Annotated in this window: 15 protein-coding genes, 1 tRNA gene and 1 other RNA gene; 9 read left to right on the forward strand and 8 right to left on the reverse strand. The window is 70.9% G+C overall.

What is annotated here, in order from left to right:
• The first annotated feature begins 38 nt into the window (after window positions 1–38).
• Window positions 39–3,302 carry a BTAD domain-containing putative transcriptional regulator gene (locus ACWFRJ_RS35765; protein ID WP_453540698.1) on the forward strand — a complete coding sequence of 1,088 codons (3,264 nt, stop codon included), beginning with the start codon at window positions 39–41 and terminating at the stop codon, window positions 3,300–3,302.
• Between the two features lie 33 nt (window positions 3,303–3,335).
• On the opposite strand, the gene ACWFRJ_RS35770 is transcribed toward ACWFRJ_RS35765, so the two are convergent.
• The 3 genes from ACWFRJ_RS35770 to ACWFRJ_RS35780 form a co-directional block, all read right to left on the reverse strand.
• On the reverse strand, window positions 3,336–4,121 hold the full coding sequence (locus ACWFRJ_RS35770) for an ABC transporter permease (RefSeq protein ID WP_453540701.1): 786 nt from the start codon (window positions 4,119–4,121) through the stop codon (window positions 3,336–3,338).
• Window positions 4,122–4,241: 120 nt separating this feature from the next.
• Window positions 4,242–5,189, reverse strand: coding sequence for an ATP-binding cassette domain-containing protein (locus ACWFRJ_RS35775; RefSeq protein ID WP_453540704.1), 948 nt, complete (start codon window positions 5,187–5,189; stop codon window positions 4,242–4,244).
• A gap of 149 nt (window positions 5,190–5,338) precedes the next feature.
• Window positions 5,339–6,199, reverse strand: coding sequence for an SGNH/GDSL hydrolase family protein (locus tag ACWFRJ_RS35780; protein WP_453540707.1), 861 nt, complete (start codon window positions 6,197–6,199; stop codon window positions 5,339–5,341).
• A 125-nt stretch (window positions 6,200–6,324) separates the two neighbouring features.
• On the opposite strand from ACWFRJ_RS35780, the gene ACWFRJ_RS35785 reads away from it, so the two are divergent.
• Window positions 6,325–7,551, forward strand: coding sequence for a PucR family transcriptional regulator (locus ACWFRJ_RS35785; protein WP_453540710.1), 1,227 nt, complete (start codon window positions 6,325–6,327; stop codon window positions 7,549–7,551).
• Window positions 7,552–7,614: 63 nt separating this feature from the next.
• Here the strand turns inward: ACWFRJ_RS35785 and ACWFRJ_RS35790 are convergent, their stop codons facing one another.
• Window positions 7,615–8,373 carry a S1 family peptidase gene (locus tag ACWFRJ_RS35790; protein WP_453540713.1) on the reverse strand — a complete coding sequence of 253 codons (759 nt, stop codon included), beginning with the start codon at window positions 8,371–8,373 and terminating at the stop codon, window positions 7,615–7,617.
• 271 nt (window positions 8,374–8,644) lie between these two features.
• Between ACWFRJ_RS35790 and ACWFRJ_RS35795 the strand changes: the two genes are divergently transcribed.
• Complete coding sequence (locus tag ACWFRJ_RS35795) at window positions 8,645–9,301, forward strand: response regulator (RefSeq protein WP_453540716.1); 657 nt, start codon at window positions 8,645–8,647, stop codon at window positions 9,299–9,301.
• 19 nt (window positions 9,302–9,320) lie between these two features.
• On the opposite strand, the gene ACWFRJ_RS35800 is transcribed toward ACWFRJ_RS35795, so the two are convergent.
• From ACWFRJ_RS35800 to ACWFRJ_RS35810, 3 genes are all read right to left on the reverse strand, one after another.
• Complete coding sequence (locus ACWFRJ_RS35800; RefSeq protein WP_453540719.1) at window positions 9,321–10,622, reverse strand: sensor histidine kinase; 1,302 nt, start codon at window positions 10,620–10,622, stop codon at window positions 9,321–9,323.
• Window positions 10,623–10,689: 67 nt separating this feature from the next.
• On the reverse strand, window positions 10,690–11,112 hold the full coding sequence (locus tag ACWFRJ_RS35805; protein WP_453540722.1) for a PIN domain-containing protein: 423 nt from the start codon (window positions 11,110–11,112) through the stop codon (window positions 10,690–10,692).
• A complete protein-coding gene (locus tag ACWFRJ_RS35810) occupies window positions 11,109–11,324 on the reverse strand; it encodes a type II toxin-antitoxin system VapB family antitoxin (protein WP_453540725.1) in 216 nt (71 codons plus the stop codon). The genes ACWFRJ_RS35805 and ACWFRJ_RS35810 overlap by 4 nt, the downstream gene beginning before the upstream one ends.
• Before the next feature lie 860 nt (window positions 11,325–12,184).
• On the opposite strand from ACWFRJ_RS35810, the gene ACWFRJ_RS35815 reads away from it, so the two are divergent.
• Window positions 12,185–14,290, forward strand: coding sequence for an ATP-binding protein (locus ACWFRJ_RS35815; RefSeq protein WP_453540728.1), 2,106 nt, complete (start codon window positions 12,185–12,187; stop codon window positions 14,288–14,290).
• 671 nt (window positions 14,291–14,961) lie between these two features.
• A complete protein-coding gene (locus tag ACWFRJ_RS35820; protein WP_453540731.1) occupies window positions 14,962–15,345 on the forward strand; it encodes an ATP-binding protein in 384 nt (127 codons plus the stop codon).
• A 253-nt stretch (window positions 15,346–15,598) separates the two neighbouring features.
• Here the strand turns inward: ACWFRJ_RS35820 and ACWFRJ_RS35825 are convergent.
• Window positions 15,599–15,686: transfer RNA gene (locus tag ACWFRJ_RS35825), tRNA-Ser, on the reverse strand.
• A gap of 163 nt (window positions 15,687–15,849) precedes the next feature.
• On the opposite strand from ACWFRJ_RS35825, the gene ffs reads away from it, so the two are divergent.
• The 4 genes from ffs to ACWFRJ_RS35845 all read left to right on the forward strand — a co-directional run bounded on the left by ffs (window position 15,850) and on the right by ACWFRJ_RS35845 (window position 21,938).
• Window positions 15,850–15,948: signal recognition particle sRNA small type (gene ffs, locus ACWFRJ_RS35830), an RNA gene on the forward strand.
• A 42-nt stretch (window positions 15,949–15,990) separates the two neighbouring features.
• Complete coding sequence (locus tag ACWFRJ_RS35835; RefSeq protein ID WP_453540734.1) at window positions 15,991–18,288, forward strand: DNA polymerase III subunit gamma and tau; 2,298 nt, start codon at window positions 15,991–15,993, stop codon at window positions 18,286–18,288.
• Window positions 18,289–18,390: 102 nt separating this feature from the next.
• Window positions 18,391–19,644: a phosphoribosylamine--glycine ligase gene (purD, locus tag ACWFRJ_RS35840; RefSeq protein WP_453540737.1), complete on the forward strand. Its 1,254-nt coding sequence runs from the start codon at window positions 18,391–18,393 to the stop codon at window positions 19,642–19,644.
• Between the two features lie 371 nt (window positions 19,645–20,015).
• Complete coding sequence (locus ACWFRJ_RS35845) at window positions 20,016–21,938, forward strand: hypothetical protein (protein ID WP_453540740.1); 1,923 nt, start codon at window positions 20,016–20,018, stop codon at window positions 21,936–21,938.
• Window positions 21,939–22,093: the final 155 nt, after the last annotated feature.

Consider the following 22,093-nt stretch of genomic DNA (forward strand, 5'->3'; position numbering starts at 1 on the left):
ACGGGGAGGGCGGACGGGCGGTGGATAAAGTCAGCTCGGTGAGAATCTCTCTGCTCGGACCGGTCGGAGCCACCGCCGACGACGCGACGCCGGTCGGCCTGGGCGGCGTACGGCTGCGCATGCTGCTCGCCAGGCTCGCTCTCGAAGAGGGGCGGCCGGTCTCCGTCGACGCACTCGTCGACGGTCTGTGGGGCGAGCAGCCGCCGGTGGACGCGGCCAACGCCCTCCAGGCGCTGGTGTCCCGGCTGCGCAAGGTCCTGCGCGGGACCGGGGCGGTGGACTCGGTCGCGGGCGGCTACCGGATCGCGGTGAACGCCGACGACGTGGACACGTACCGCTTCGAGGCGCTGGCCGGGCAGGGCAGGCGCGAACTGGCCGCGGGCCGCACGGAGGAGGCCGCCACGACGCTCGGCGACGCGCTCGCCCTGTGGCGGGGTGCCGCCCTCGCCGATGTCCTCGAAGCACCCTTCGCCCGCGTCGCCGCCACCCGCCTCGACGACCTGCGTACCACCGCCACGGAGGACCGCTTCGACGCCGAGATACGCGTCGGCCGGTACGCCGATGTCCTCGCCGACCTCGAAGCTGCGGGCGCGGAAAGCCCGTTGAGCGAGCGCGTCGCCACGCTGCGGATGCGCGCCCTGGCGGCTGCGGGCCGCAACGCCGACGCCCTCGCCGTGTACGAGGAGATGCGGGGCAGGCTCGACGACGAACTCGGCGTCGACCCCTCGGCCGAGCTGAAGAGCGTGCATCTCGCCCTGCTGAGGGGCGAGTTGGAGCAGCACGCCACGCGCGTCGACACCACCCCCGCGCCCAAGCGGCTTCCCGCCCGGCTCACCAGCTTCGTCGGCCGAGACGCCGAACTGGACCGGCTCGCCGCGCTGATGGCCGCGTCCCGCCTCGTCACGCTCGTCGGGCCCGGCGGCGCGGGCAAGACCAGACTGTCGCTGGAAGCCGTGACCCGGCACCGGGCGTATCAGCGGGGCCGGGTGTGGTTCGTGCCGCTGGCCGGTGTGGGCACCCCGGACCAGCTGGCCGACGCCGTGCACGCCGCGCTCAGTACGGGTCTCAGCAGCGACGGTGTGACCGACCACGTGACCGAGGTGCTCGATGTCGGTGAGGCCGTCCTCGTACTGGACAACTGCGAGCACCTTGTCGAGGCGGCGGCAGAGCTCGCGCACGAACTCCTCGACAGGCTGCCGCACCTGCGGATTCTCGCCACCAGCAGGGAACCCCTCGCCATCACCGGCGAGGCGCTGTGCCACCTCGGGCCGCTCGGCGTGCCCGCGGGGACTCCGGAGCTCGCGGAGGCGGCCGGTTCGGCGGCGGTACGTCTCTTCACCGACCGGGCTTCCGGAGTACGGCCCGGGTTCGCGCTCGACGAGTCCACCGCGGGCGCGGTGGTGGAGATCTGCCGGCGCCTCGACGGCCTTCCGCTCGCCCTGGAACTGGCCGCGGCCAAGCTGCGCTCGATGAGTGTCGGCCAGATCGCGCGCCGCCTCGACGACCGGTTCCGCCTCCTGACCTCGGGCAGCAGGACCGCCCTACCGCGCCAGCGCACGCTGCTCGCCCTTGTCGAGTGGAGCTGGGACCTCCTCGACGAGCCCGAGCGGATCCTCACCCGCAGGCTGTCGATGTTCCCGGGCGGTGCGACCGTCGCCGCCCTGGAGGCGGTCTGCTCGGACGGGACGCTGCCTGCCGAGGATGTGCTGTACGTCCTTGGCTCCCTGGTGGAGAAGTCCCTCCTGGGCATGGACATGAACATGGACATCTCCGATGAGCCGGACGGCGGCGAGCAGCGCTACCGCATGTCGGAGACCGTGCGCGCCTTCGCGGCCGACCGCCTGAGTGAGGCCGAGGCCGGTGAGGGTAATGGCGGCGGGGGCGATGGCGACGCCCGGACCGCGGCGCGCTTCTCCGCCTACTACCTCGCCCTCGCCGAGCAGCACGAGCCCGCCCTGCGCACCGGCGACCAGCTCCGCTCGCTCGCGCTCTTCGACGCCGAGCACGACAATCTCGTCTCCGCGCTGCGGGCGGCCGTAGAGGCCAGGGACGCGGACCTCGTGTCGCGGTTCGTGGGCGCGCTGTTCTGGTACTGGGGGATCAGGGGGATGAGCACCCAGTTCGAGACGTTCCTTGCCGAGGTCCTCACCTTCGACGAAGCCCTGCCCGGCCGGGCGCGGGCGGCGTTCCGCGTGGTGCGGCTGATGGCGGGCACTCCGGGGGCCGCAGATACCGCAGGTGCGTCAGATGCCGCAGGCGCCGACGACATACCCGTGCGGACGCTCGTCGAGGACTGCGAGCGGGCGGGCGCGGGGGAGTTCCACCCGGCGCTGCTGCTGTGGATCCCGATGCTCGCGTACCTCACCGGCAACGCCGACCTGGGGGAGAGCGGTCTCCGGCGGGCGGCGGAGTCGCCGGATCCCTGGGTGCGGGCGTGCGCGCACTGGGCGCGGGACTTCGTGCTCACCGGGCGGGGAGAGCAGCCTGCCGGTGCCGAAGCGCGCCTCTCGGCCCTGAACGGCTTCGAGGCGGTGGGCGACCGCTGGGGCCTGGGCCTCGCCCTGCTCGCTGTGGGCCGGGATCACTCCCTGCGCGGGGAGCACGCCGACGCGATCGCCGCGTACGAGAGGGCGGTGGCCATCGGCACCGAACTCGGCGCCGAGGACGACCTGTTCAACAGCCGGGCCGCTCTCGCGGCGGAGCGCCTGCGAGGCGGTGATCGTGCGGGCGCCCTGCGGGACATCCACGCCGCGCGGCGGCAGGCCAAGGAACTGGGCTATCGGCGAATGGAGGCCGAGATGCTGTTCAGCCTCGCCGATCTGCACCGTAGGGAGGGGGAGTTGGAGCAGGCCGACCTGATCCTCGACCGGCTTGACGGCATCGCGGACCGGCTCACCCTCCCCGAGGACATGGCCCGCGACCTGATCGCGGGCGCCCGGACGGCGAACCGGGTCGCGCGGGGCGACGCGGTGCGGGCACGCGAGCTCCTGCCGAGGGCGGTGGCCGGCGCTTTCGACCGGGGCGAGGCCGCGGACATCGCGCAGGCCGCCGAACTCCTGGCCCGGCTGCTCCTGTTGGAGGGCGACGCGGCGGGGGCGGCCACCGCGCTCGGGATGAGCCAGGTCGTCCGCGGTGTGTTCGACGAGGGGGATCCGCAGCTTGCGGAGCTGGTCGCCGAGCTCGTGGGGCTGCTCGGCGACGCCGGGTACGCGGATGCGTACGGAAGGGGCGCCGGGCTGCCGAGGGCGGACGCGCTGAACCGGCTGACCGAGGAAGCCGGTCAGCCGGTGGTGACTTCGTAGCGGGCTCGTACTGCTGGGCTCAGGCTGCTGGACTCATGCGGCGCGCTTGCGGTAGGCGCGCATCGCGAGAGGGGCGAAGACCGCGATCACGCCCACCATCCAGGCCAGGCTGCCGAGGAGCGGCCCCGCGACCTCGCCGCCGTTCAGCAGGCCGCGCATGGTGTCGGCCATCAGGCTCACGGGGTTGATGTCCGACCAGACCCGCAGCCAGCCCGGCATGGTGCGGTCCGGGACGAACACGTTGCTGGCGAAGGTGAGCGGCAGGACCAGGACGGTCATCAGGCCCTGCACCGAACCGGGGGTCTTGACGAGCATGCCGACGTAGACCGACATCCACGAGAAGCTGACGGCGAAGGCGATGAGCACCGCGAGCGCGGCGAGGGCCGCCGCCGGGTTCGTGTCGACCCGGTAGCCCATGACCAGGGCGAGGGCCACCAGCGTGGCGAGGCAGACGACGTACCGGATGACGTCGGCGAGCACCGCGCCGATCAGCGGCGCCGAGCGGGCGATCGGCATGCTGCGGAACCGGTCGAAGATGCCGGTGCTCGCATCGGCGTTGAGCGAGACGCCGATGCCGATACTCGCCTGGAAGACGGTCATCACCATGATGCCGGGCGTGATCATCTGTAGGTAGGCGTCGGTGTCGCCGCCCGCGATGGCGCCACCGAAGAGGTAGACGAACATCAGCAGGAACACGATCGGCGTCAGGACGACGTCGACGAGCCGTGCGGGCGACTTGACGAACTTGGTGATGCCACGCCCGGCGAGGGCGAGGCTGTGCCGGGTGGCCTTGGCGGGGGTGATGTGGAGGGTGCTCATGACGGGTCCTCTCGGTAATGGTGTCGGGGGAGTTGGGGGGCGCCCGGTAGGGGCGCGGGGAACTGCGCGCTCAGCCGCCCACCGGCCAGCGGGTCTCTCACCGCACGCCCGGTGGAGCGCTCACGCGGCCTTCTCGGCTGCCTTTCCGGTGAGCGCCAGGAAGACCTCGTCCAGGCTTGGCAGGCGCAGGCCCAACTCGTCGGCGGTGATGCCGGCCCCGTCGAGGCGCCGTACGAGGGCGGAGATCAGCATCGGGTCGTCGACCGGCACGGTGAGCAGACCGTTGTCCGCGTCACGCTGGGGCGGGGCGCCGGTGAGCTCGGCGAGGATGCCGCTCACGGTGTCCAGATCGCGGGCCACGGTCGGCCGGACCTGCAGCGTCTGACCGCCGACCCGCCGCTTGAGCTCGTCGGGACGGCCCTCCGCGACCACGCGGCCACGGTTGAACACGGTGATGGAGTCGGCCAGTTGATCGGCCTCCTCCAGATACTGCGTGGTGAGCAGCACGGTGGCCCCGTCGGCGACGAGCCGCCGCACGACCGCCCACACCTCCTTGCGGGCGTGCGGGTCGAGTCCGGTGGTCGGCTCGTCCAGGTACAGGACCTGCGGCCGTCCGACGAGGCTCGCCGCGAGGTCCAGGCGGCGCCGCATCCCTCCGGAGAAGGTGCTGATCGGCCGCTGGGCGGCCTCCGTCAGCTCGAACCGCTCGAGGAGTTCGACGGCCCGCGCCTTGGCGTCCCGCCGCGACAGATCGAGCAGACGGCCGAGTAGTACGAGGTTCTCGGCGCCGGACAGCTCCTCGTCCACGGAGGCGTACTGCCCGGTGAGCCCGATGAGGCCGCGGACCCGCACCTGATCCTTGACCACGTCGTGGCCCCCGACGGTGGCGTACCCCGCGTCGGGCCGGAGCAGCGTCGACAGGATCCGTACGGTGGTGGTCTTCCCGGCGCCGTTCGGCCCGAGCACCCCGATGACCTTGCCGGCCGGGACCTCCAGATCGACGCCGTCCAGCGCGACGAAGTCCCCGTACTTCTTGACCAGTCCTTCGGCCTTGATGGCGTACGACATCTTGTCCTCCTCCGCAGATCGCTCAGGCCGGTTCGGACCCTCGCTGTTCTCGATGGACAAGACGATGCCGACCGCTGCTGTCAGCGCGCGGCCCGCGCGCTGACAGGGACGGCCGGCGGCTGTCAGGAGCTGTCAGGAGCTGTGAGTACCTACTGTTGTGCGGCGCGGGCGACGGCTGTCCCGAAGGCGGCCATGCCCCGGGCGTTGGGGTGCAGCGGCGCCGCGACGCTGGAGGGTACGAGGCCCTCGATGTAGCGCTCGGAGGGCGCGGCGCAGGTGTCGTGACCGGCGCTCACGGCGGCAGTGTCGACGTAAGTGGCGTGGTGGGCGCGGCTCTGTTCGGCGAGGACGCCGTTGAGCTGGTTCACGCGGGCCTGGAGGTAGTTGGCGTCCTTGTCCCAGATGGGCTGGGTGGGCCAGCAGCCGTCCTTACGGATGTAGGTGGCGTAACCCGCCACGACGATCCGGGCGTTGGGGGCGCGCCGGTGCACCTCGTCAAGGGCCTTGCCGAAGGTGTCGCTCCAGGCGGCGATGGCCTTCGCGGTGGGGTCGCCCTTGCTCGCGGCGGTGTCGGCACAGGAGATGCCGGTGGGCTTGGGGAGGAGATTGACGCAGCCGAGCGCCGTGGCGACGAGGCTGACGTCGTTGCCGCCGATGGTCAGGGTCACGAGGTCGGTGCTGGGCTTGAGTGCCTCGTACTGGGGCGGCAGCAGGCCGAACTGGCGGCCGGAGAAGTCGCTCACCTTCGCGCCCGAGCAGCTGACGTCGGTGAGCCTGGCGCCGAGTGCCTCGGCGGCGACGGCGGGGTAGTTCCGGGCGGAGCGCAGACAGGACAGCTGGCTCTGGTCGGGGATGAGGGGTCCTGCGGCGAACGAGTCACCGATGGCGACGTACTCCAGCGGTTCGTCGGCCTCGGCGGACACCGCAGCGGCAGGTACCGCTGCTCCGAGGACGCAGGCGGACAGGGCGGCGGCCATGACCGCGGTGGTACGGGAGCGTGTGGGGCGCACGGGCTCTCCTGTGAGGGGTGGGTGGCATGCGTGGGGTGTACCGGGGGTAACGGACGCCCTTATGATCCGGGCCATCGCGGCCTCGGTGTTCTAGGCGCGCAACCAGACTTTCCGAGGGGTCAGTTGTGACCGGTGACAAAAGCGAGGGCAGCGGTAGCGTGGACCGCTTCCTGATCGCCGACGTGCCGCGGCTCGCCGCGACGGTCACCCGGCGCATCGCGCACGACCTGCCCGTCTACCGGCGGTTGCCCGCCGAGGAACTGCACGGGGACGTCCGGGCCATCGTCGACATGACGATCCGCGCCTTCGCCGAGGTGCTGCGCGCGGAACGCATGCCGCCCCCGGAGTTCCTGGAGACGGTGCGCCGCTCGGCGGCAAGGCGGGCGGAGGAACGCCTCCCCGTGGACGCGGTCGTCAGCGCCTATCACTACGGGGCCCGCATCTGCGTCGAGGAGCTGACGTCGACGGTCGAACCGTACGACCTGATCGAGGCCCACCGGCTGCTGCTCGACTGCCTGCGGGAGATCACGGCCGCCGTCACCTCGGGATACGTGGAGGAGAGCCAGTCCCTCATCGGGGAGCGCGACGCGGCACGGCACACCGTCCTGTCCGCGCTGCTCGACGGCGGAGGCGCACGGCTGGACGCCGCCCACCTGGGAATTCGCCTACCGCCCTGCTACCTGGTCCTTGCCTTCACCATCGGGCGCCACCCCGACGAGGACCGCGCGGACGTCGACGCCACGGTGGCCTCCCGCCGCAAGATCAGACGCCTGCGTACGGAGCTGGACCGCGCGCTCGGCCACCCCGTCCTCTGCCGCTTGTCCGCCGACGAAGGCCTGGCGCTCATCCCGTCGGACACGGCCCCGGACCAGGCATCCGCCACCGACCGCACACGCCTCGAAAGACTGGCGGCATCCCTCATCACCGTCAGCGGAGTGCCCCTGACGGCGGGCGTCGCCGCGAGCACACCGGCCGAGGTCCCGCAGGCGGTCCGCCTCGCCACCGAACTACGCGACACGGCGACGGGCACGGGACGACCGCCGGGCGTCTACCCCCTGACGGCGCTGCTACTGGACTACCAACTCACCCGCGCAAGCCCGGCCCGCGCGCACCTGGCGGCGCTCCTGTCTCCCCTGACGGAGGGCCCGGACCTCCCCACCACGCTGCGGACGTACTTCGCATCGAACCTGGACCGCCGAGAGACGGCCACCCGCCTGCACGTACACCCCAACACGGTCGACTACCGCCTGCGCCGCATCGCCACCCTGACGGGCCTTGACCTCGCCGCCCACACGGATCTGCTGACGCTGCGGGCGGCGCTGACGGCGTACGACGCGGTGGGGAGGGCGTGAAGGCCGCCGGAGAAGTCACAGCCATCGAGCCGTCGAGCCGTCGAGCCGTCGAGCCGTCGCCGGTCACTTCGCGATGGCGCGCTCGATCCAGTCGCGGTGGGCGGTCAGGTCGGTGTAGATGCCGGGGCCGCTGGCGCACTTCGGATCGGCGTCGCCGTCACGGCTGGTCGCGCCGATCAGCTCCCAGTGCCCGGGGCGGCCCTTGATCTGAGGACCGCCGGAGTCGAGGATGCACGCCTGCGCGTTCTCGGTCGGGCTGTCGGTGCACAGCTCGTTGTCCCGGTTGTAGTTCTCGCTGCACCGGCGGTCGGCGACGAGCTTGGTGTCCAGCTCCTGCAGACGTATCGGCGGCTTCGGGCACTCGCTGCCGTCCTCGCAGGTCATGCCCCAGCCGAGGATCCGCGTGTCCGTGCCCGCGGGGCCCGACTCGGCGGCCAGCTTGATGGGCTTCGCGTTCACGGGGTGGTCCAGCTTCATGACGGCCACGTCGTTGCGGAACGGCTCGTAGGAGAAGTCCGGGTGCGCGACGACCTTGGTGACCTTCGCCTTGGCGCCCTTTGTACGGTCCTGGTCGCCGACCCGCACGGAAAGCTGCTCGGTCTTGACGTTCACCGAGCAGTGCCCGGCGGTCACGATCCAGTCCGGCTTGATCAGGGAGGCGCCGCAGTAGTGCTTGCCGTCCTTCTGCAGGCTCACCATGAACGGGTACTTCGAGGTGGAGTCGTGTCCCCCGATGATCGCCGACGCCGACGGTGTCACCGCCACGCTGAGTGTGATCGCCCCTGCTGTCGCCCACAGTGCCGCCTTGCCGCGCCTACCCATCTGTCCTCCCGATCCGAACTTCCAGGTCGGGCCCGGCCGGACCCGACACGGTCGATCCTGTCCCGGGCGGCACTCGCGGCGCGTCACTCTCTCCGCCCAACTGGACTTGCCCGAAAGTGCTACGGCACGCGGGCTGGATCATGCGGCGGGATGACCGCGAGATGACGGCGGATACCGTGTGCGGGCGATGCCGCCCGGAAGCGGCGTACGAGGAAGCGGCGTACGAGGGAAGCGGCGTACGAGGGAAGCGGCGTACGGGGAGGTGGCGTGAGTGACCGTCAAGGTGATCCTCCTCGACGACGAGGAGTTGGTGCGCAAGGGCATCCGGATGATCCTCAACGCCCAGCCGGACATCGAGGTGGTCGCCGAGGGCGGTGACGGCTCGGTGGCGGTGGACCTGGTTGCCGAGCACCGCCCGGACGTCGTACTCACCGACATCCAGATGCCCCGCGTCGACGGCCTGGAGGTCGCCCGGCGGCTCGCCGCGCTGCCCGATCCTCCAGCCGTAGCGGTGCTCACCACCTTCGACGTCGACGAGTACGTCTACGCCGCACTCCAGCACGGCGCGGCGGGCTTCCTGCTCAAGGACACCTCGCCGCGCGAACTGACCGACGCGGTACGGGTCTTGGCGCGCGGCGATGCGATGCTCTCACCGCGCATCACGACGAAGCTCCTCGCGACCTTCGCTACGACCTTCGCCACTGGCTCCGTCGCCTCGCAGGCGCGAGCGCGGATGACGGAGCTGACCGCCCGCGAGCGCGAGGTGGCCGTGGCGGTCGCCCAGGGCCACAGCAACTCAGAGATCGCGACCGACCTGCTCGTGAGCCACTCCACGGTGAAGGTCCACATCAGCCGGATCATGACCAAGCTGAACGCGGCCAACCGCACCCAGGTCGCGCTCATCACCCACGACGCAGGACTGACCTGAACACCTGACGCGTCTGAACTCAGGCCACCGACACGGGCAGCGAGGCATCGATCCGAAAGCCACCGTCACCGGTGGGCCCGGACTGGATGGAGCCTCCGGCAAGGCGGACCCGCTCCGTCAGACCGATGAGGCCGTGTCCGCCGCTGGGCAGCAGAGGCGCACCGTCGGCAGCGGGCTCGGCGGGCCTGTCGGGCGGCCCGTTGACGATGCCCACCCGCACGCTTCGGGGCTCGAACGCGAGATGGATCTGGGTCGTGGCGCCAGGGGCGTGCTTGTGCACGTTGGTCAGGGCCTCCTGCACGACCCGGTGTGCGGCACGCTCGACCGGCTCTTCCAGCGGCTGCGGCGCGCCCTCGACGTGCACGGTGACGGGCAGCCCGGCGGCCCGGGAGCCGTCGGCCAACTCGGCGATCCTGTCGACGGCGGCGCCGGGGGTGGGCCGCTGCTCGCCCGAAGCGCCAGGGTCCTCACCCTCCGGGCTGTTCCTGAGCAGCCCCAGCATCTCGCGGAGCTCGGTGAGCGCACGCCGACCGGCGGTCTGGATGATCTCCGCGGTCTCGCCCGTCACCTCCGGGTCGTGGGCGACGGCGCTGAGCGCGTTGGCGTGTACGACGATCAGGCTCACCTGGTGGGAGACCACGTCGTGCATCTCTCCGGCGATGCGCCTGCGCTCCTCTTCCCGCGCGGCCTCGGCGACGAGCCGCTGCTCCCGCTCGGCGCGCTCCGCCCGCTCGACGAGACCGGCGACGACGGCGCGCCGCTGGCCCACGTAGAGCCCCAGGAGCAGGGGCACCAGGCAGGAGAAGACGAAGTTGACCGCGAACCAGAGGGCCACCGTCCGGAGGCTGGACCACCCCGCCGCGTCCCAGGGCATGAGGACCACGAGCCCGACACCGGCCGAGACCCAGACGGTCCGGCGGCTGTGCGGGCCGCGATAGGCGCCCTCCGCGTAGTAGGCGAGGGGTGTGACGAAGGGCGAGACCTGGAGGACCTTGGCGACCAGCGCGACGGCGAGCACCAGCTCGGGGGCCCGGCGCCGCACGAGCAGCGGCAGCGCGCTCACCACGGCAAGCAGCAGATTCGCCCAGGGAGCGGCCGGCCCCATGTAGGGGTTCTGGTAACTGTTCAACACCGCGAGCAGCAAGGCGCCGACCGTGAGCACCAGATCGGCGGCGCGCGCGGACAGAAACGGCGAACGCGGCACGGTCCGCGCGACGAGCTTCTGCCCTCCGTCTCCGCCTCCGCCACCGCCTCCGGAGGGCAGGAGAGCCCAACTGCGCAACGTGTTCCGGAAGGGGCGGGTGCGACTGGCGGTACTCACCTGGCGAGGATAGAAGGCGACACCGAACCAAGATCGGGCGGAGGCCTCCCGGGAACCGCTCGGGCGCTCACTTACCGGCGACCGGGCCGTACCACTGCATGGCCTGGCCGGTGACGGCGGCGATGCACTCGAAGTCGTGGTCACGGTGCAGGAGGGTCAAGCCCTGGAGCTCAGCGGTGGCGGCGACGACGAGATCCACGGCTCCCGCACTGCGGTGCTGACCGCGCTGGGTCAGCAGCTCCTGCACCTGCCAGGCGCGGTCGTACGCACGGTCGTCGACGGGCACCCAGCCGAAGAGCAACCGCATGTCCTCGATGCCGCGCGCCCGGTCCGCGGCGGAACGGGCGCTGTAGAAGAACTCCAGCTCGGTGACAGGGCAGGTCGCGAGGAGTCCGGCTGCGGCGGCCTGGTCCCATCCGTACTGTTCGGCGTCGCCGCGGAGGAGACGGGCGAGCGCACTGGTGTCGATCAGGAACTGCGCAGCGCTCACCGCCGGTAGTCCTTCTTGTCCTCGAAGACATCGAGATCGAAGCCGCCCTCGCCTGCCGAGGCCCGCAGCCGCGTGAGCGCGAGGGCCCGCCGCCGGTTCTCCAGCACCTCACGCAGAGCGGTGTTGACGGTCTCCTTCTTGGTGCCGGTGCCCAGAGCTTGGGCCACGTCTGCCAGCAGCTCGTCGTCGAGATCGATCACGGTCCGACTCATCTTGCACCTCCGCGTATATCAAGGCTGGTATCGAGTATATATCGCTAGGTGGCTGAGGCGGAGCTCGTCGGCATCCCCCCATATCAATCTCCAGGAGGAACCATGGCGCTGGTCCGCAAAGGCGCACGGAGCATCGTGGTCGCAGGAACGACCTACCGTTGGCGCCTGCGAGGCAGGCCGACCTACGCCCAAGGCCTGGGCTGGTCGCCGTGCACGTTCGCGGTCGAGCACGCGGACACCCCGGGAACGACGCTCGTGGTCACCACCGACCAGCCGCATTCGAGCAACTGGTTGAGACGAGAAGCCAGGCCGGTACTGCCGTCCGACGTCGCTGAGGCCATAGAACTCGCCCTTCGTACGGGCTGGACCCCAGCATCTCCAGGCCGCCCGTTCCACCTAGATCGCTAGACGGAAGAACACTGAGACGTCGGAGGGCTCCACCGCAGACGGTGGGGCCTTCAACGTTAGTGCCCGGTGAGGCACTGGCGGAGGACACGAGATTCGAACTCCTGAGGGGTTCCTCCCAACACGCTTTCCAGGTTCCCCGTGGCCCCCCGCCCAGCCTGCACGGGTCTGGCACGGTCCTGGCCGACGAGAAAGTGGATCGCTGCCACGACGTTGAACACTCCCGGCATGACGACCGCGGCCGTGACCGTGAAGGCGGCGGGCAGCGACAGTCGATCGGAGCGAGACGGAAGCTGACCGGTCATGCCGCAGTCGTGCGGTCAACTGAGCGTGCCGCCGGAAGAACAGGGCACCTTGTGGCATTCGAGAGCTGTGGACGATGCGGGTGGGCAAGACTCGGCCAGAGGCGGACGGCGCGGACGGCAGCGGTTCGGAGTACCCGGGAAGGGATTGCCGTGGGGAGGTCCGGTGAGGGCTTGAAGGCGGGCAATCTGCGGTCCGAGGCGACGAGTTTCATCGGGCGCGGGAGGGAAGTGAGCGCTCTGGCGGACCTGCTGGTCGGCGATCGGCTGGTGACACTTACCGGGGTGGGTGGGGTCGGCAAGACCCGTCTGGCCCAGCGTGCCGGAGCTGAGGTACGCGCTGCTTTCCCCGACGGCGTATGGCTGGTCGAGCTCTCCCCGCTGAACGAACCGAACCCGAACCTCATCGCACTCAGCATCTACGAAGCCCTTCAGCTGGCCGATCAATCCACCAGGCCCGCGATCGAGGTGGTGGCCGAATGGCTGGCCGACAAACAGCTGCTGCTGATCCTGGACTGCTGCGAACACCTGGCCACCGAGTGTGCCGAGGTCGTGAAGTCGCTGCTGGCCGCGGCCCCCGGAGTGCACATCCTGGCCACCGGTCGGAGCCCCTTGGGCATCCGCGACGAGCGTCAGCTGCGGGTCCCGCCACTACCGGTCACCGCAACCTGCGGTCTTCTCGGCCGCGCGGACAGCGAGGCGGCCCTGCTGTTCCTGGAACGAGCCCGCAGTGCCGCACCCGGGACGGTCCTTTCGAAGGAGGACGGTGCGACGATCGCCGAGGTCTGTGCCCGGCTGGAAGGCATCCCTCTCGCCATCGAGCTTGCCGCCGCCCGGCTGCTGGAGATGTCCCTGGACCAGCTCAGCCATCGCCTGCACACCCGTTTCGAGACGCTCACTGCACAGCGCGCTTCCGGGGGCGAGGGCGAGCCCCGGCACCGGGCGCTGCGCACCACCATCGGCTGGAGCCATGAGCTGTGCGCCCCGCTGGAGCGACTCCTGTGGACACGCCTTGCGGTGTTCGTCGGTGGCTTCGAGCAGGAAGCGGCGCAGTGGGTCTGCGCCGGAGGCCCCCTCAGCAGCCATCAGGTACCCAGCCTGCTCAACCGTCTCGTGGACCAATCCATTCTCCAGTGCACCGACACCCCCCGCGGGCCCCGCTATTCGATGCTGGACACGATCCGCGAATACGGTCAGCATTGGCTGGCCCGGCTCGGCGAGGAACCACAGTTGCGCGAGCGTCACCGGGACTACTACCGCTGGCTCGCCCAGGTCGGTGACCGTGAGTGGGCCGGGCCCGGGCAGGTCGCCTGGTACGAGCGCCTCACCGCCGAGCACGCCAACCTGCGCGCGGCGCTCGAAGGCTGCCTGACCGATCCGGAGCCGCGCCTCGCACTGGAGATGGCGAGCGATCTGTGGTTCTTCTGGACAGGGTGCGGCTTGTGGCGTGAGGGGCGCAGCTACCTTGAGCGGGCCCTCGCCGAGGGACGCGCAGCGTGTGCTGGGCGGGAGCTGTTCTGGGCGCTGTGGGCCTGCGCGTTCGTGGCTACCTTGCAGGGAGACTTTGAGGTCTCCGCCGAGCTGGAGGGCAGAGCGTCAATCCTGGCGGATCGGCTCGCCGATCCGGCGGCGACAGCCGCCGTGCGCTACGTCCGGGGCACACGACTGGCGATCACCGGCCATCCGGCGCAGACCCTCGCCGACTGCGGCCAGGAACTGCACAGTCCACCAGCTCGTGGCAGGCATCTCGCCATCTGGCTCTTGGCCCTCGGCGTCGCGTCGTACGCGCATCTCCAGTTGGGTGAGGTCGCCCAGGCCACTGCGCTTGCCGATAGCCAGCGCAAGGAGAGCGAGCGGCACGACGACCTATGGGTGCGTGGCTATGCCCTCTACTTCCTGGCCATGGCTGCGTTGGCCAACGGTGATCCGGCAGCGGCCACGCGGCACGCCCGCGACTCCCTGACCGCCAAGTGGCAGCTGCACGACACCTTCGGGGCCGCAGTCAATCTCGACACACTGGCCATATCCGTCGCCGCGTCGGCCCCGGAGCGAGCCGCCCGGCTGCTCGGCACGGCCGACCAACTCTGGCGCTCCATCGGCCGGGACCGGGCCCGAATCGAGGCATTCCTCGCGGCCCGTCACGCCTGCGAACACCAACTCCGCGAGACCCTCGGCGACGCGCCGTACGAGACGGCCCACCGCAAGGGGTTGGAGACCGGCATCGATGCCGGAGTCACCTACGCCCTGCGTCTGGAATGAACCCGTCGCCCGGCACCCTAAGCACGACAGAAGCCCGGTCGCCCTCAAACGACGGGGCCCCACGACCGCTTTATCCCGAAGCGATTTGGGCACGCGGCTGTACTTGGGCTGGTGTGCCCGTCACCTGCCCTGATGGTCCGCTGACGTCCACGGTTGTTCGCGGTCGTGCGTCGCGGTTGTCACGCAGTTCGACACTCACCTGGTACGAGCCGCCGTGATACGGCTCGGGCAACGGTGGCAGCGGAACGTTCAGCACTTGGCCCAACGGAGCTCGTGCAACAGCGTCACGTTCCCAACGTGGTTGGCCGTACTTCATCGACAGGACCACGCGGGCCTCGAACAGGTCGGGCAACGGGGTAGCGAGAAGGTAGTCAGGAGTAAGGCCGTCGCCTGAGGTACCGCATGGCAACGGGGAACTTTGCCCAGGTACAAATCTGCTCACAACTCGGAGCTAGCCCACTCCGCTGGGCACTTGATCGGAAGGGGTTTGGCGCGAGTCGGGAGCGTGCGGAGTCCAGCACGCGCCTGGCGGCATCCGTCACGGATGCTCGCGCCTGCTCCATGTCCAAGTGGCGCTGTCTCGACTGTGACGGCACCGGTAGGAGTGAGCGTTCATGGCGGATGTGCATGGGGGTGGACCTGGTGCGGCGATGCCGCCTCCGATGGGAGGCATGACCCTCTATCCGGTGCCTGAGTCCGTCTCGCGGGCGCGGCGCTGGTTTCGGAAGTTCACTGCCACCTACGACCTGGTGTGCTCGATCGACGACTGCGTACTGATGCTCTCCGAGCTGGTGACGAACGCCATCCTCTACGGGGAGGCTGAAGAGTCCTGGAGGGTGCGGGTCGAGTGGTGGCGACTGGGCGAGGCGCTGAGGGTCGATGTGCACAGCCCGGGATTTCCCGCGGATGTGCGACTGAGCTACGCCGACGCCAGCGACGTGCACGGGCGGGGCTTGTGCTTGGTCGACGCTCTGTCGGACTCCTGGAGTGCCGGCCCTAGCCGCTTCGGTGGCACCGTCGTGTCGTTCCAGGTGAACGACGCCTGGAAGTCTTGAAGCCGATCTAAGTCGATCTGTCGGTGCGGCTTTCGCGCGTCCTTGTGGCGAGGGCACACGCTCGGTAGATCCCCTCACGGGTGCCACGCTCCGGGAGCTCGCTCGCCCAGCAAGTTGGAGACGCGCTGTGGGCGCCTCCCGAGGCCGACGGTGCCGACGGGACACCCAACTGGGACGAGAACTGAGACGGACAACGTCGAAGGGCCCCACTGCGAACAGTGGGGCCCTGCAACGTTAGTGCCCGGTGAGGCACTGGCGGAGGATACGAGATTCGAACTCGTGAGGGGTTGCCCCCAACACGCTTTCCAAGCGTGCGCCCTAGGCCACTAGGCGAATCCTCCGCCGCAAACAATACAAGACGTTGGGGAGTGCTCGCGAACATGATCCGGGTCCGGACGCCTCCGGACCCGAGATCGCTGCCGAGTTCGTCCGGAGATCGTTCCGAGGCGGGTGCCGGGGCCGGGCCGACGTGGCTTCCGGGCCCGGGGATCCGCTAGGGTGGGCGTCAGCCCCTCACGTGGCGCTATCTGACTGAACTCCCCCAGGGCCGGAAGGCAGCAAGGGTAGGTTGGCTCTGGCGGGTGCGTGGGGGGCGCTTTGCGTTCGCGGTATGTGTTGTCAGTGGGCGCCTATAACCTCGTATGTGTGTCGTCTCTCGCGTTGTACCGCCGCTATCGCCCGGAGTCGTTCGCCGAGGTCATCGGGCAGGAGCATGTAACCGACCCGTTGCAGCAGGCGCTGCGCAACAACCGGGTCAATCACGCCTACCTGTTCAGTGGTCCGCGCGGCTGCGGCAAGACGACCAGCGCGCGCATCCTGGCCCGCTGTCTCAACTGTGAGCAAGGTCCCACTCCGACGCCCTGCGGCGAGTGCCAGTCCTGCCAGGACCTGGCGAGGAACGGCCCGGGGTCGATCGACGTCATCGAGATCGACGCCGCCTCGCACGGTGGCGTGGATGACGCGCGTGACCTGCGCGAGAAGGCCTTCTTCGGCCCGGCGAGCAGCCGGTACAAGATCTACATCATCGACGAGGCCCACATGGTCACCTCGGCGGGCTTCAACGCCCTCCTGAAGGTGGTCGAGGAGCCGCCGGAGCACCTCAAGTTCATCTTCGCGACCACGGAGCCCGAGAAGGTCATCGGGACGATCCGCTCGCGTACGCACCACTATCCGTTCCGGCTTGTGCCCCCGGGGACGCTCCGTGAGTATCTGGCGGAGGTGTGCGGCCGTGAGGAGATGGCCGTCGAGGACGGCGTCTTTCCGCTGGTGGTGCGGGCCGGTGCCGGGTCCGTGCGTGACTCGATGTCCGTCATGGACCAGCTCCTCGCCAGCGCGAAGGAGGACGGTGTCACGTATGCCATGGCCACGTCTCTTCTCGGATACACGGACGGATCGTTGCTCGACTCCGTGGTGGAGGCCTTCGCCTCGGGGGACGGGGCTGCGGCCTTCGAAATCGTCGACACCGTCATCGAGGGCGGCAACGACCCGCGGCGCTTCGTCGCCGACCTCCTGGAGCGGCTGCGGGACCTGGTGATCCTCGCGGCGGTCCCTGACGCGGCGGAGAAGGGGCTCATCGACGCCCCCTCGGACGTCGTGGAGCGGATGCAGGCGCAGGCGAGCGTCTTCGGCGGCGCCGAGCTCAGCCGCGCGGCCGACCTCGTCAACGAAGGCCTCACGGAGATGCGGGGGGCGACCTCGCCCCGGCTGCAGCTGGAACTGATCTGCGCCCGCGTACTGCTTCCGGCCGCGTACGACGACGAGCGTTCGCTCATGGCCCGCCTCGACCGGCTCGAGCGCGGCGGCAACTTTATGGCGGGGCCGCAGGGTGGTGGTTCCGGGACTGGGGCTGGGGCTGGGCCCGGTCCCGCCATGGCTTACGTTCCTGGGCCCGAAGCTCATGCCGGGGGGCCGCAGCCTGGGTCCGCTGAGCAGCAGGTTCCGCCGGGGGGCGGGGTTGCTGCGGCGCGGGCCGCTGTGCGGGGTGGGGGGCAGGCGCCTGCTTCTCCCGCTCCTGAGTCTGAGGCTCCGGTTGCTCCGGCTACTCCGGCTACTCCGGTTGCTTCGTCGCCGGTGCAGGCGGCTCCAGCACCCGCTCCAGCACCCGCTCCCACTCCGGCACCGGCTCCCGCTCCGGCCCAGGAGGCTGCCGCGCCGTCCGGTGAGCGGCGGCCCGGCGGGTGGCCCACAGCTTCGGCGCCGGGCAGCGGCCCTGCGCAGCCTGCCGCCGCTGCTTCCGTACCTCCGGCGGCCCCCCGCCCTGGTGGCTGGCCCACTGCCGCGAACGCCGGCGGCGGTGCTCCGGCTCCGCAGCAGCCCGCGCAGGCGGCGCCCACTTCGGCGGCCACCCCTGCTCCGGCTCAGGCTCCGGCCCAGGCGGCTCCGGTGGGCGGGCCCGACCCGCGTTCCCTGTGGCCGAACATCCTTGACGCGGTGAAGGGCCGTCGCCGCTTCACCTGGATCCTGCTGAGCCAGAACGCCCAGGTGGCGGGCTTCGACGGGACGACACTGCAGATCGGCTTCGTCAACGCGGGCGCGCGGGACAACTTCGCCAGCAGCGGCAGTGAGGATGTGCTGCGGCAGGCGTTGTCCGAGCAGTTCGGGGTGCAGTGGAAGGTCGAGGCGATCGTCGACCCCTCGGGGGGTTCGGCGCCACCGCCCGCGGCGGGCAACTTCGGGGGCAGCGCGCCGCCTCCGCCGTCACGTCAGGCTCCGCCTCCGCAGCAGCATGCTCCGGCCGCTCCGACCCCGCCGAGCCCGACTCCTGCTCCGGAACCGGCTCCGGCCCCGGCACCGGAACGCCGTGTCCCGGATCACGTCTCTCCGGAGGACGACACCTGGGCGGACGACGATCCCGATCTGGTCGAGTCCGCGCTGTCCGGCCATGACCTGATCGTCCGCGAGCTGGGCGCGACGATCGTCGAGGAATACAACAACGAGCCCTGAGCCACTGGGTCCGGGAGTCTGGAGGAACGCACAACCGCCCAGGGCCCCGCCCCTAGGGCTCCCGTACGAACGCACCTGCCCGCGCCAGCTAGGCTGACGCCCGTGAAGGTCCTCGTCATCGGCAGTGGTGCCCGCGAACACGCCCTGTGCCGCTCTCTGTCCCTCGACCCCGACGTCTCCGCCCTGTACTGCGCCCCCGGCAACGCCGGCATCGCGGACGTGGCCGAGTTGTACCCGGTCGACGCCCTCGACGGCAGCGCGGTGGCCGCCCTCGCCACCACCCTCGGCGCCGATCTTGTGATCGTGGGCCCGGAGGCGCCCCTGGTCGCCGGAGTCGCCGATGCCGTACGCGGCGCCGGAATCCCCTGCTTCGGGCCCTCCGAGGAGGCCGCCCAGCTTGAGGGCTCCAAGGCCTTCGCCAAGGACGTGATGGCGGGCGCCCAGGTGCCCACCGCGCGGTCCTACGTCTGCACGACCGCGGAGGACATCGACAAGGCCCTCGACGCCTTCGGAGCGCCGTACGTCGTCAAGGACGACGGGCTCGCCGCCGGTAAGGGCGTCGTCGTGACCGACGACATCGAGGCCGCCCGCGCCCACGCCCTCGCCTGCGACCGCGTCGTCATCGAGGAGTTCCTCGACGGCCCCGAGGTCTCCCTCTTCGCCATCACGGACGGCGTCACCGTCGTCCCGCTCCAGCCCGCGCAGGACTTCAAGCGCGCGCTCGACGGCGACGAAGGGCCGAACACGGGCGGCATGGGTGCGTACTCGCCCCTCCCCTGGGCCGACCCGAAGCTGGTCGACGAGGTCATGCAGAGCGTGCTCCAGCCGACCGTCGACGAGCTGCGGCGGCGCGGCACCCCCTTCGCGGGGCTGCTCTACGCGGGCCTCGCGATCACCAGCCGCGGCGTACGCGTCATCGAGTTCAACGCCCGCTTCGGCGACCCCGAGACGCAGGTCGTCCTCGCCCGCCTGAAGACCCCCCTCGCCGGAGTCCTGCTGGCCGCCGCGAACGGCACCCTCGTCGACCTGCCGCCGCTGCGCTGGAGCGACGACGCCGCGGTGACCGTGGTCATCGCCTCGCACAACTATCCGGAGACACCGCGCACCGGCGACCCCATCGAGGGACTCGGCGATGTCGCGGCACAGGATTCCCCGGACGCGTACGTCCTGCACGCGGGGACGAAGCGCGACGGCGACGCCGTGGTGAGCGCGGGCGGCCGTGTGCTCTCCGTGACGGCCACCGGCACGGATCTGACCGCGGCGCGCGAGCGCGCGTACGCGGCGCTCTCCCGCATCCGCCTCGACGGCTCCCAGCACCGCACGGACATCGCGGCGAAGGCGGCATCGGAGGCGTAGCCGAGGTCCTGACCAAGGCTGTCACCAAGGTCATCTACGCGCCCCCACCAACGGCTCACAGGCCCCGGATCCGACATCGGATCCGGGACCTGACCGTCGTACAACCGTCTGACAACCGCCCTGCACCTCTGCCCAAAGCCATTCGATCGAGTGACCGCTGGCCCATCCGGCTGACGATGCCCTGCGCCCCAACTAGGGTGCGGCGCAAGCGGTTCAGGTACCCAGAGCCAAACAGACCACCGGCATTGCGATGTCGGTGGCGGGTGCCACAGTGGGGGAGTGAGCAAATCCATCGGCGGCTGCCGTCCGCCCACCGTCCCGGCCCATGGCCGGACAGCAGGTGGCACAGGCAGCAGGGGGTGACATCGGTCGTGTCAGGTACGAGTGTGGAAGTGGGCGTGCAGTCCGCACGTTCCCAGGCGCTCGCCGTGCTGCGCATCCGCAGCAGGGCCCTTGCCGTCGCACTGCTGCCCGCGGCCGTCGCCGTCGTGCTGATAGCGGGCGGGGCCACGGGTCATATGACCGGCGGGAGTTGGGACGTCGTGCGCGGCGTCGTGAGCATCGTCGCCGTCCTCGTGCTGCTCGCCGCCGCGGCCATCGCGCTCGTCGTCGCGCGGTCCAGGCCCGCCGTCAGCCCGACCGTCCCGATCGCCGAGAGCTCGGCCCCCGATCTGTACCGCCTGGTGCGGGATCTCGCCGACCGCCTCGACGTGCCGGCACCGTCGGCGATAGCGCTCACCCCGGACTGCGACAGTTGGCTCGAGGACCGCACACATCCGGCGCACGGCCCGCCCGCCGACGCCTCCGCGCCGGTATCGACCGAGGCCAAGGACAGTGGCGTACGGGACGGTGGCCCCGCCCCGCGCCGTCAGGCCCCCGTGGCCCCGGTGCTCGTCATCGGCTCCCCGTTCCTGTGGTGGATGCGGGTCGGCGAGCTGCGCGCGGTGCTCGCCCCTGTCGTGGCGGGCACAGGCCCGTCGGCGCATCCCGACATAGCCGCGGCCCGGCGCTTCATCCGCGGGCTCGACGCCGCCGTGGCTGTTACGTCCGCCCCGGGACGCGGTCCGCTCGTGCGCGCGGCCCTGAGCGGCGCCGGCTGGGTGACACGGTTGCTCCTGCGCAGTTGCCGGGGGCACGCCGGTGAGATGGAGCGCGGGGTCGCGGCAGCCGCCGCCGAGCGCGCCCAGGCCGTGGATTACGGAGTGCGGATCGTCGCCCAGGAGCAGGTGGGCCTGGCGTATGCCGGGTGGGACCGGCTCCTGACCAAGGTCGCGCTGCCCGCGTGGCGCATGGGGCGCTGGCCCTCGCGCCTCGACGCGGGTGTCGTCTCCGCCCTCACCGAGCTCTCCCGCAGGGACCGCCTGGCCGAGGGCTTCACGTCCCGCCTGGGGGAGCGCCCCGCCTGTGACCTCCTGGAGGAGCCGGGTTCGATGGACGAGGCGGCTTCACTGCTCGCCGCCCGCCTCTTCCACGGCGGCCCCGCCGAGCAGGGCCCGGACTGGGCGCCGGTGGCGTGGCACGAGTATCCGGACGAGGTCGTCGACCGCAAGTGGCGCATGGACGCCGCCCGCCTCCACCGCGTCCTGGACTCCCTGGGCGTCAGCCACTCCGCCGACCCGACGGCCCCCGACTCCAAGGAGCCGACGCTGGGCCGCGTACTGGACCATCTGACGGCACAGGGCCCCGGCCTCGACGGGACACACCCCACCGAACTCGAACTCGATCTTGAACGTGAACGCGACCTCGGCCTCGAACCCGAACCCGAACCCGACGGCATCCCCGCACAGGCCCACGAGCCCGACCTCACGCTCGACGGCAGCGACGAGTTCGCTGGCGGAGAAGCCGGAGGAATCGGAGAAGCCGGAGGAGTAGGCGAAGAGGCCGAAGAGCCCATCGACGGCCCCGGCGGACCCCTCGCCGCAGGCCTCACCGCCGAGCTCGCCCGCGAGGAAGCCGCCGCCCCGCCCCGCCCCGCACCCACGGGACAGGGCCCGGACGACGCGCTCTGGGACGACGGCATGCTGCCGCTGTTCCCGCTCCAGCCGCCGCGTACGGGGCGGGAGCTGCTGGCCGACCACGTCACGGCCCTTGTCTGCTGCGCGGCAGTGGACACAGCGGGCGCGGCCCCCGGCCTCGACTGGCTGGACGGTCCCTCCCTCCTGGTCGACGGCGAGCGTGCGAAGGACCTCACGCCGCACGTCCTGAGCCTCGTGGAGGACGGCGACCCCATCCCGTTGCGCGGCTGGCTTGCCCGCCGCGGCGTCCGCCCGGAAAAGCCGGTCCGGCTGGTCTGAGCCGAAAAGTCGAACCCCTCAGCCCCGCCCCGGGCGACCCCCTCAGCCCCCCCAGCCCCACCCTGCGCTCGGCCCCCACCCATCCGCTCCCACCCATCGGCCCCCCAACTACCGGAGCGCTTCCTTCCGTTCTCGTCGATTAGCGACGAACGGTG

This window comes from Streptomyces sp. NPDC055239 (assembly GCF_053606205.1).

Bases quoted from the DNA above. Each gene is read 5' to 3' on its own strand.
- ACWFRJ_RS35770 (WP_453540701.1), bottom strand. From the start codon at position 4,121: ATGAGCACCCTCCACATCACCCCCGCCAAGGCCACCCGGCACAGCCTC.
- ACWFRJ_RS35775 (WP_453540704.1), bottom strand. From the start codon at position 5,189: ATGTCGTACGCCATCAAGGCCGAAGGACTGGTCAAGAAGTACGGGGAC.
- ACWFRJ_RS35820 (WP_453540731.1), top strand. From the start codon at position 14,962: ATGACCCTCTATCCGGTGCCTGAGTCCGTCTCGCGGGCGCGGCGCTGG.
- ACWFRJ_RS35790 (WP_453540713.1), bottom strand. From the start codon at position 8,373: ATGGGTAGGCGCGGCAAGGCGGCACTGTGGGCGACAGCAGGGGCGATC.
- ACWFRJ_RS35810 (WP_453540725.1), bottom strand. From the start codon at position 11,324: ATGAGTCGGACCGTGATCGATCTCGACGACGAGCTGCTGGCAGACGTG.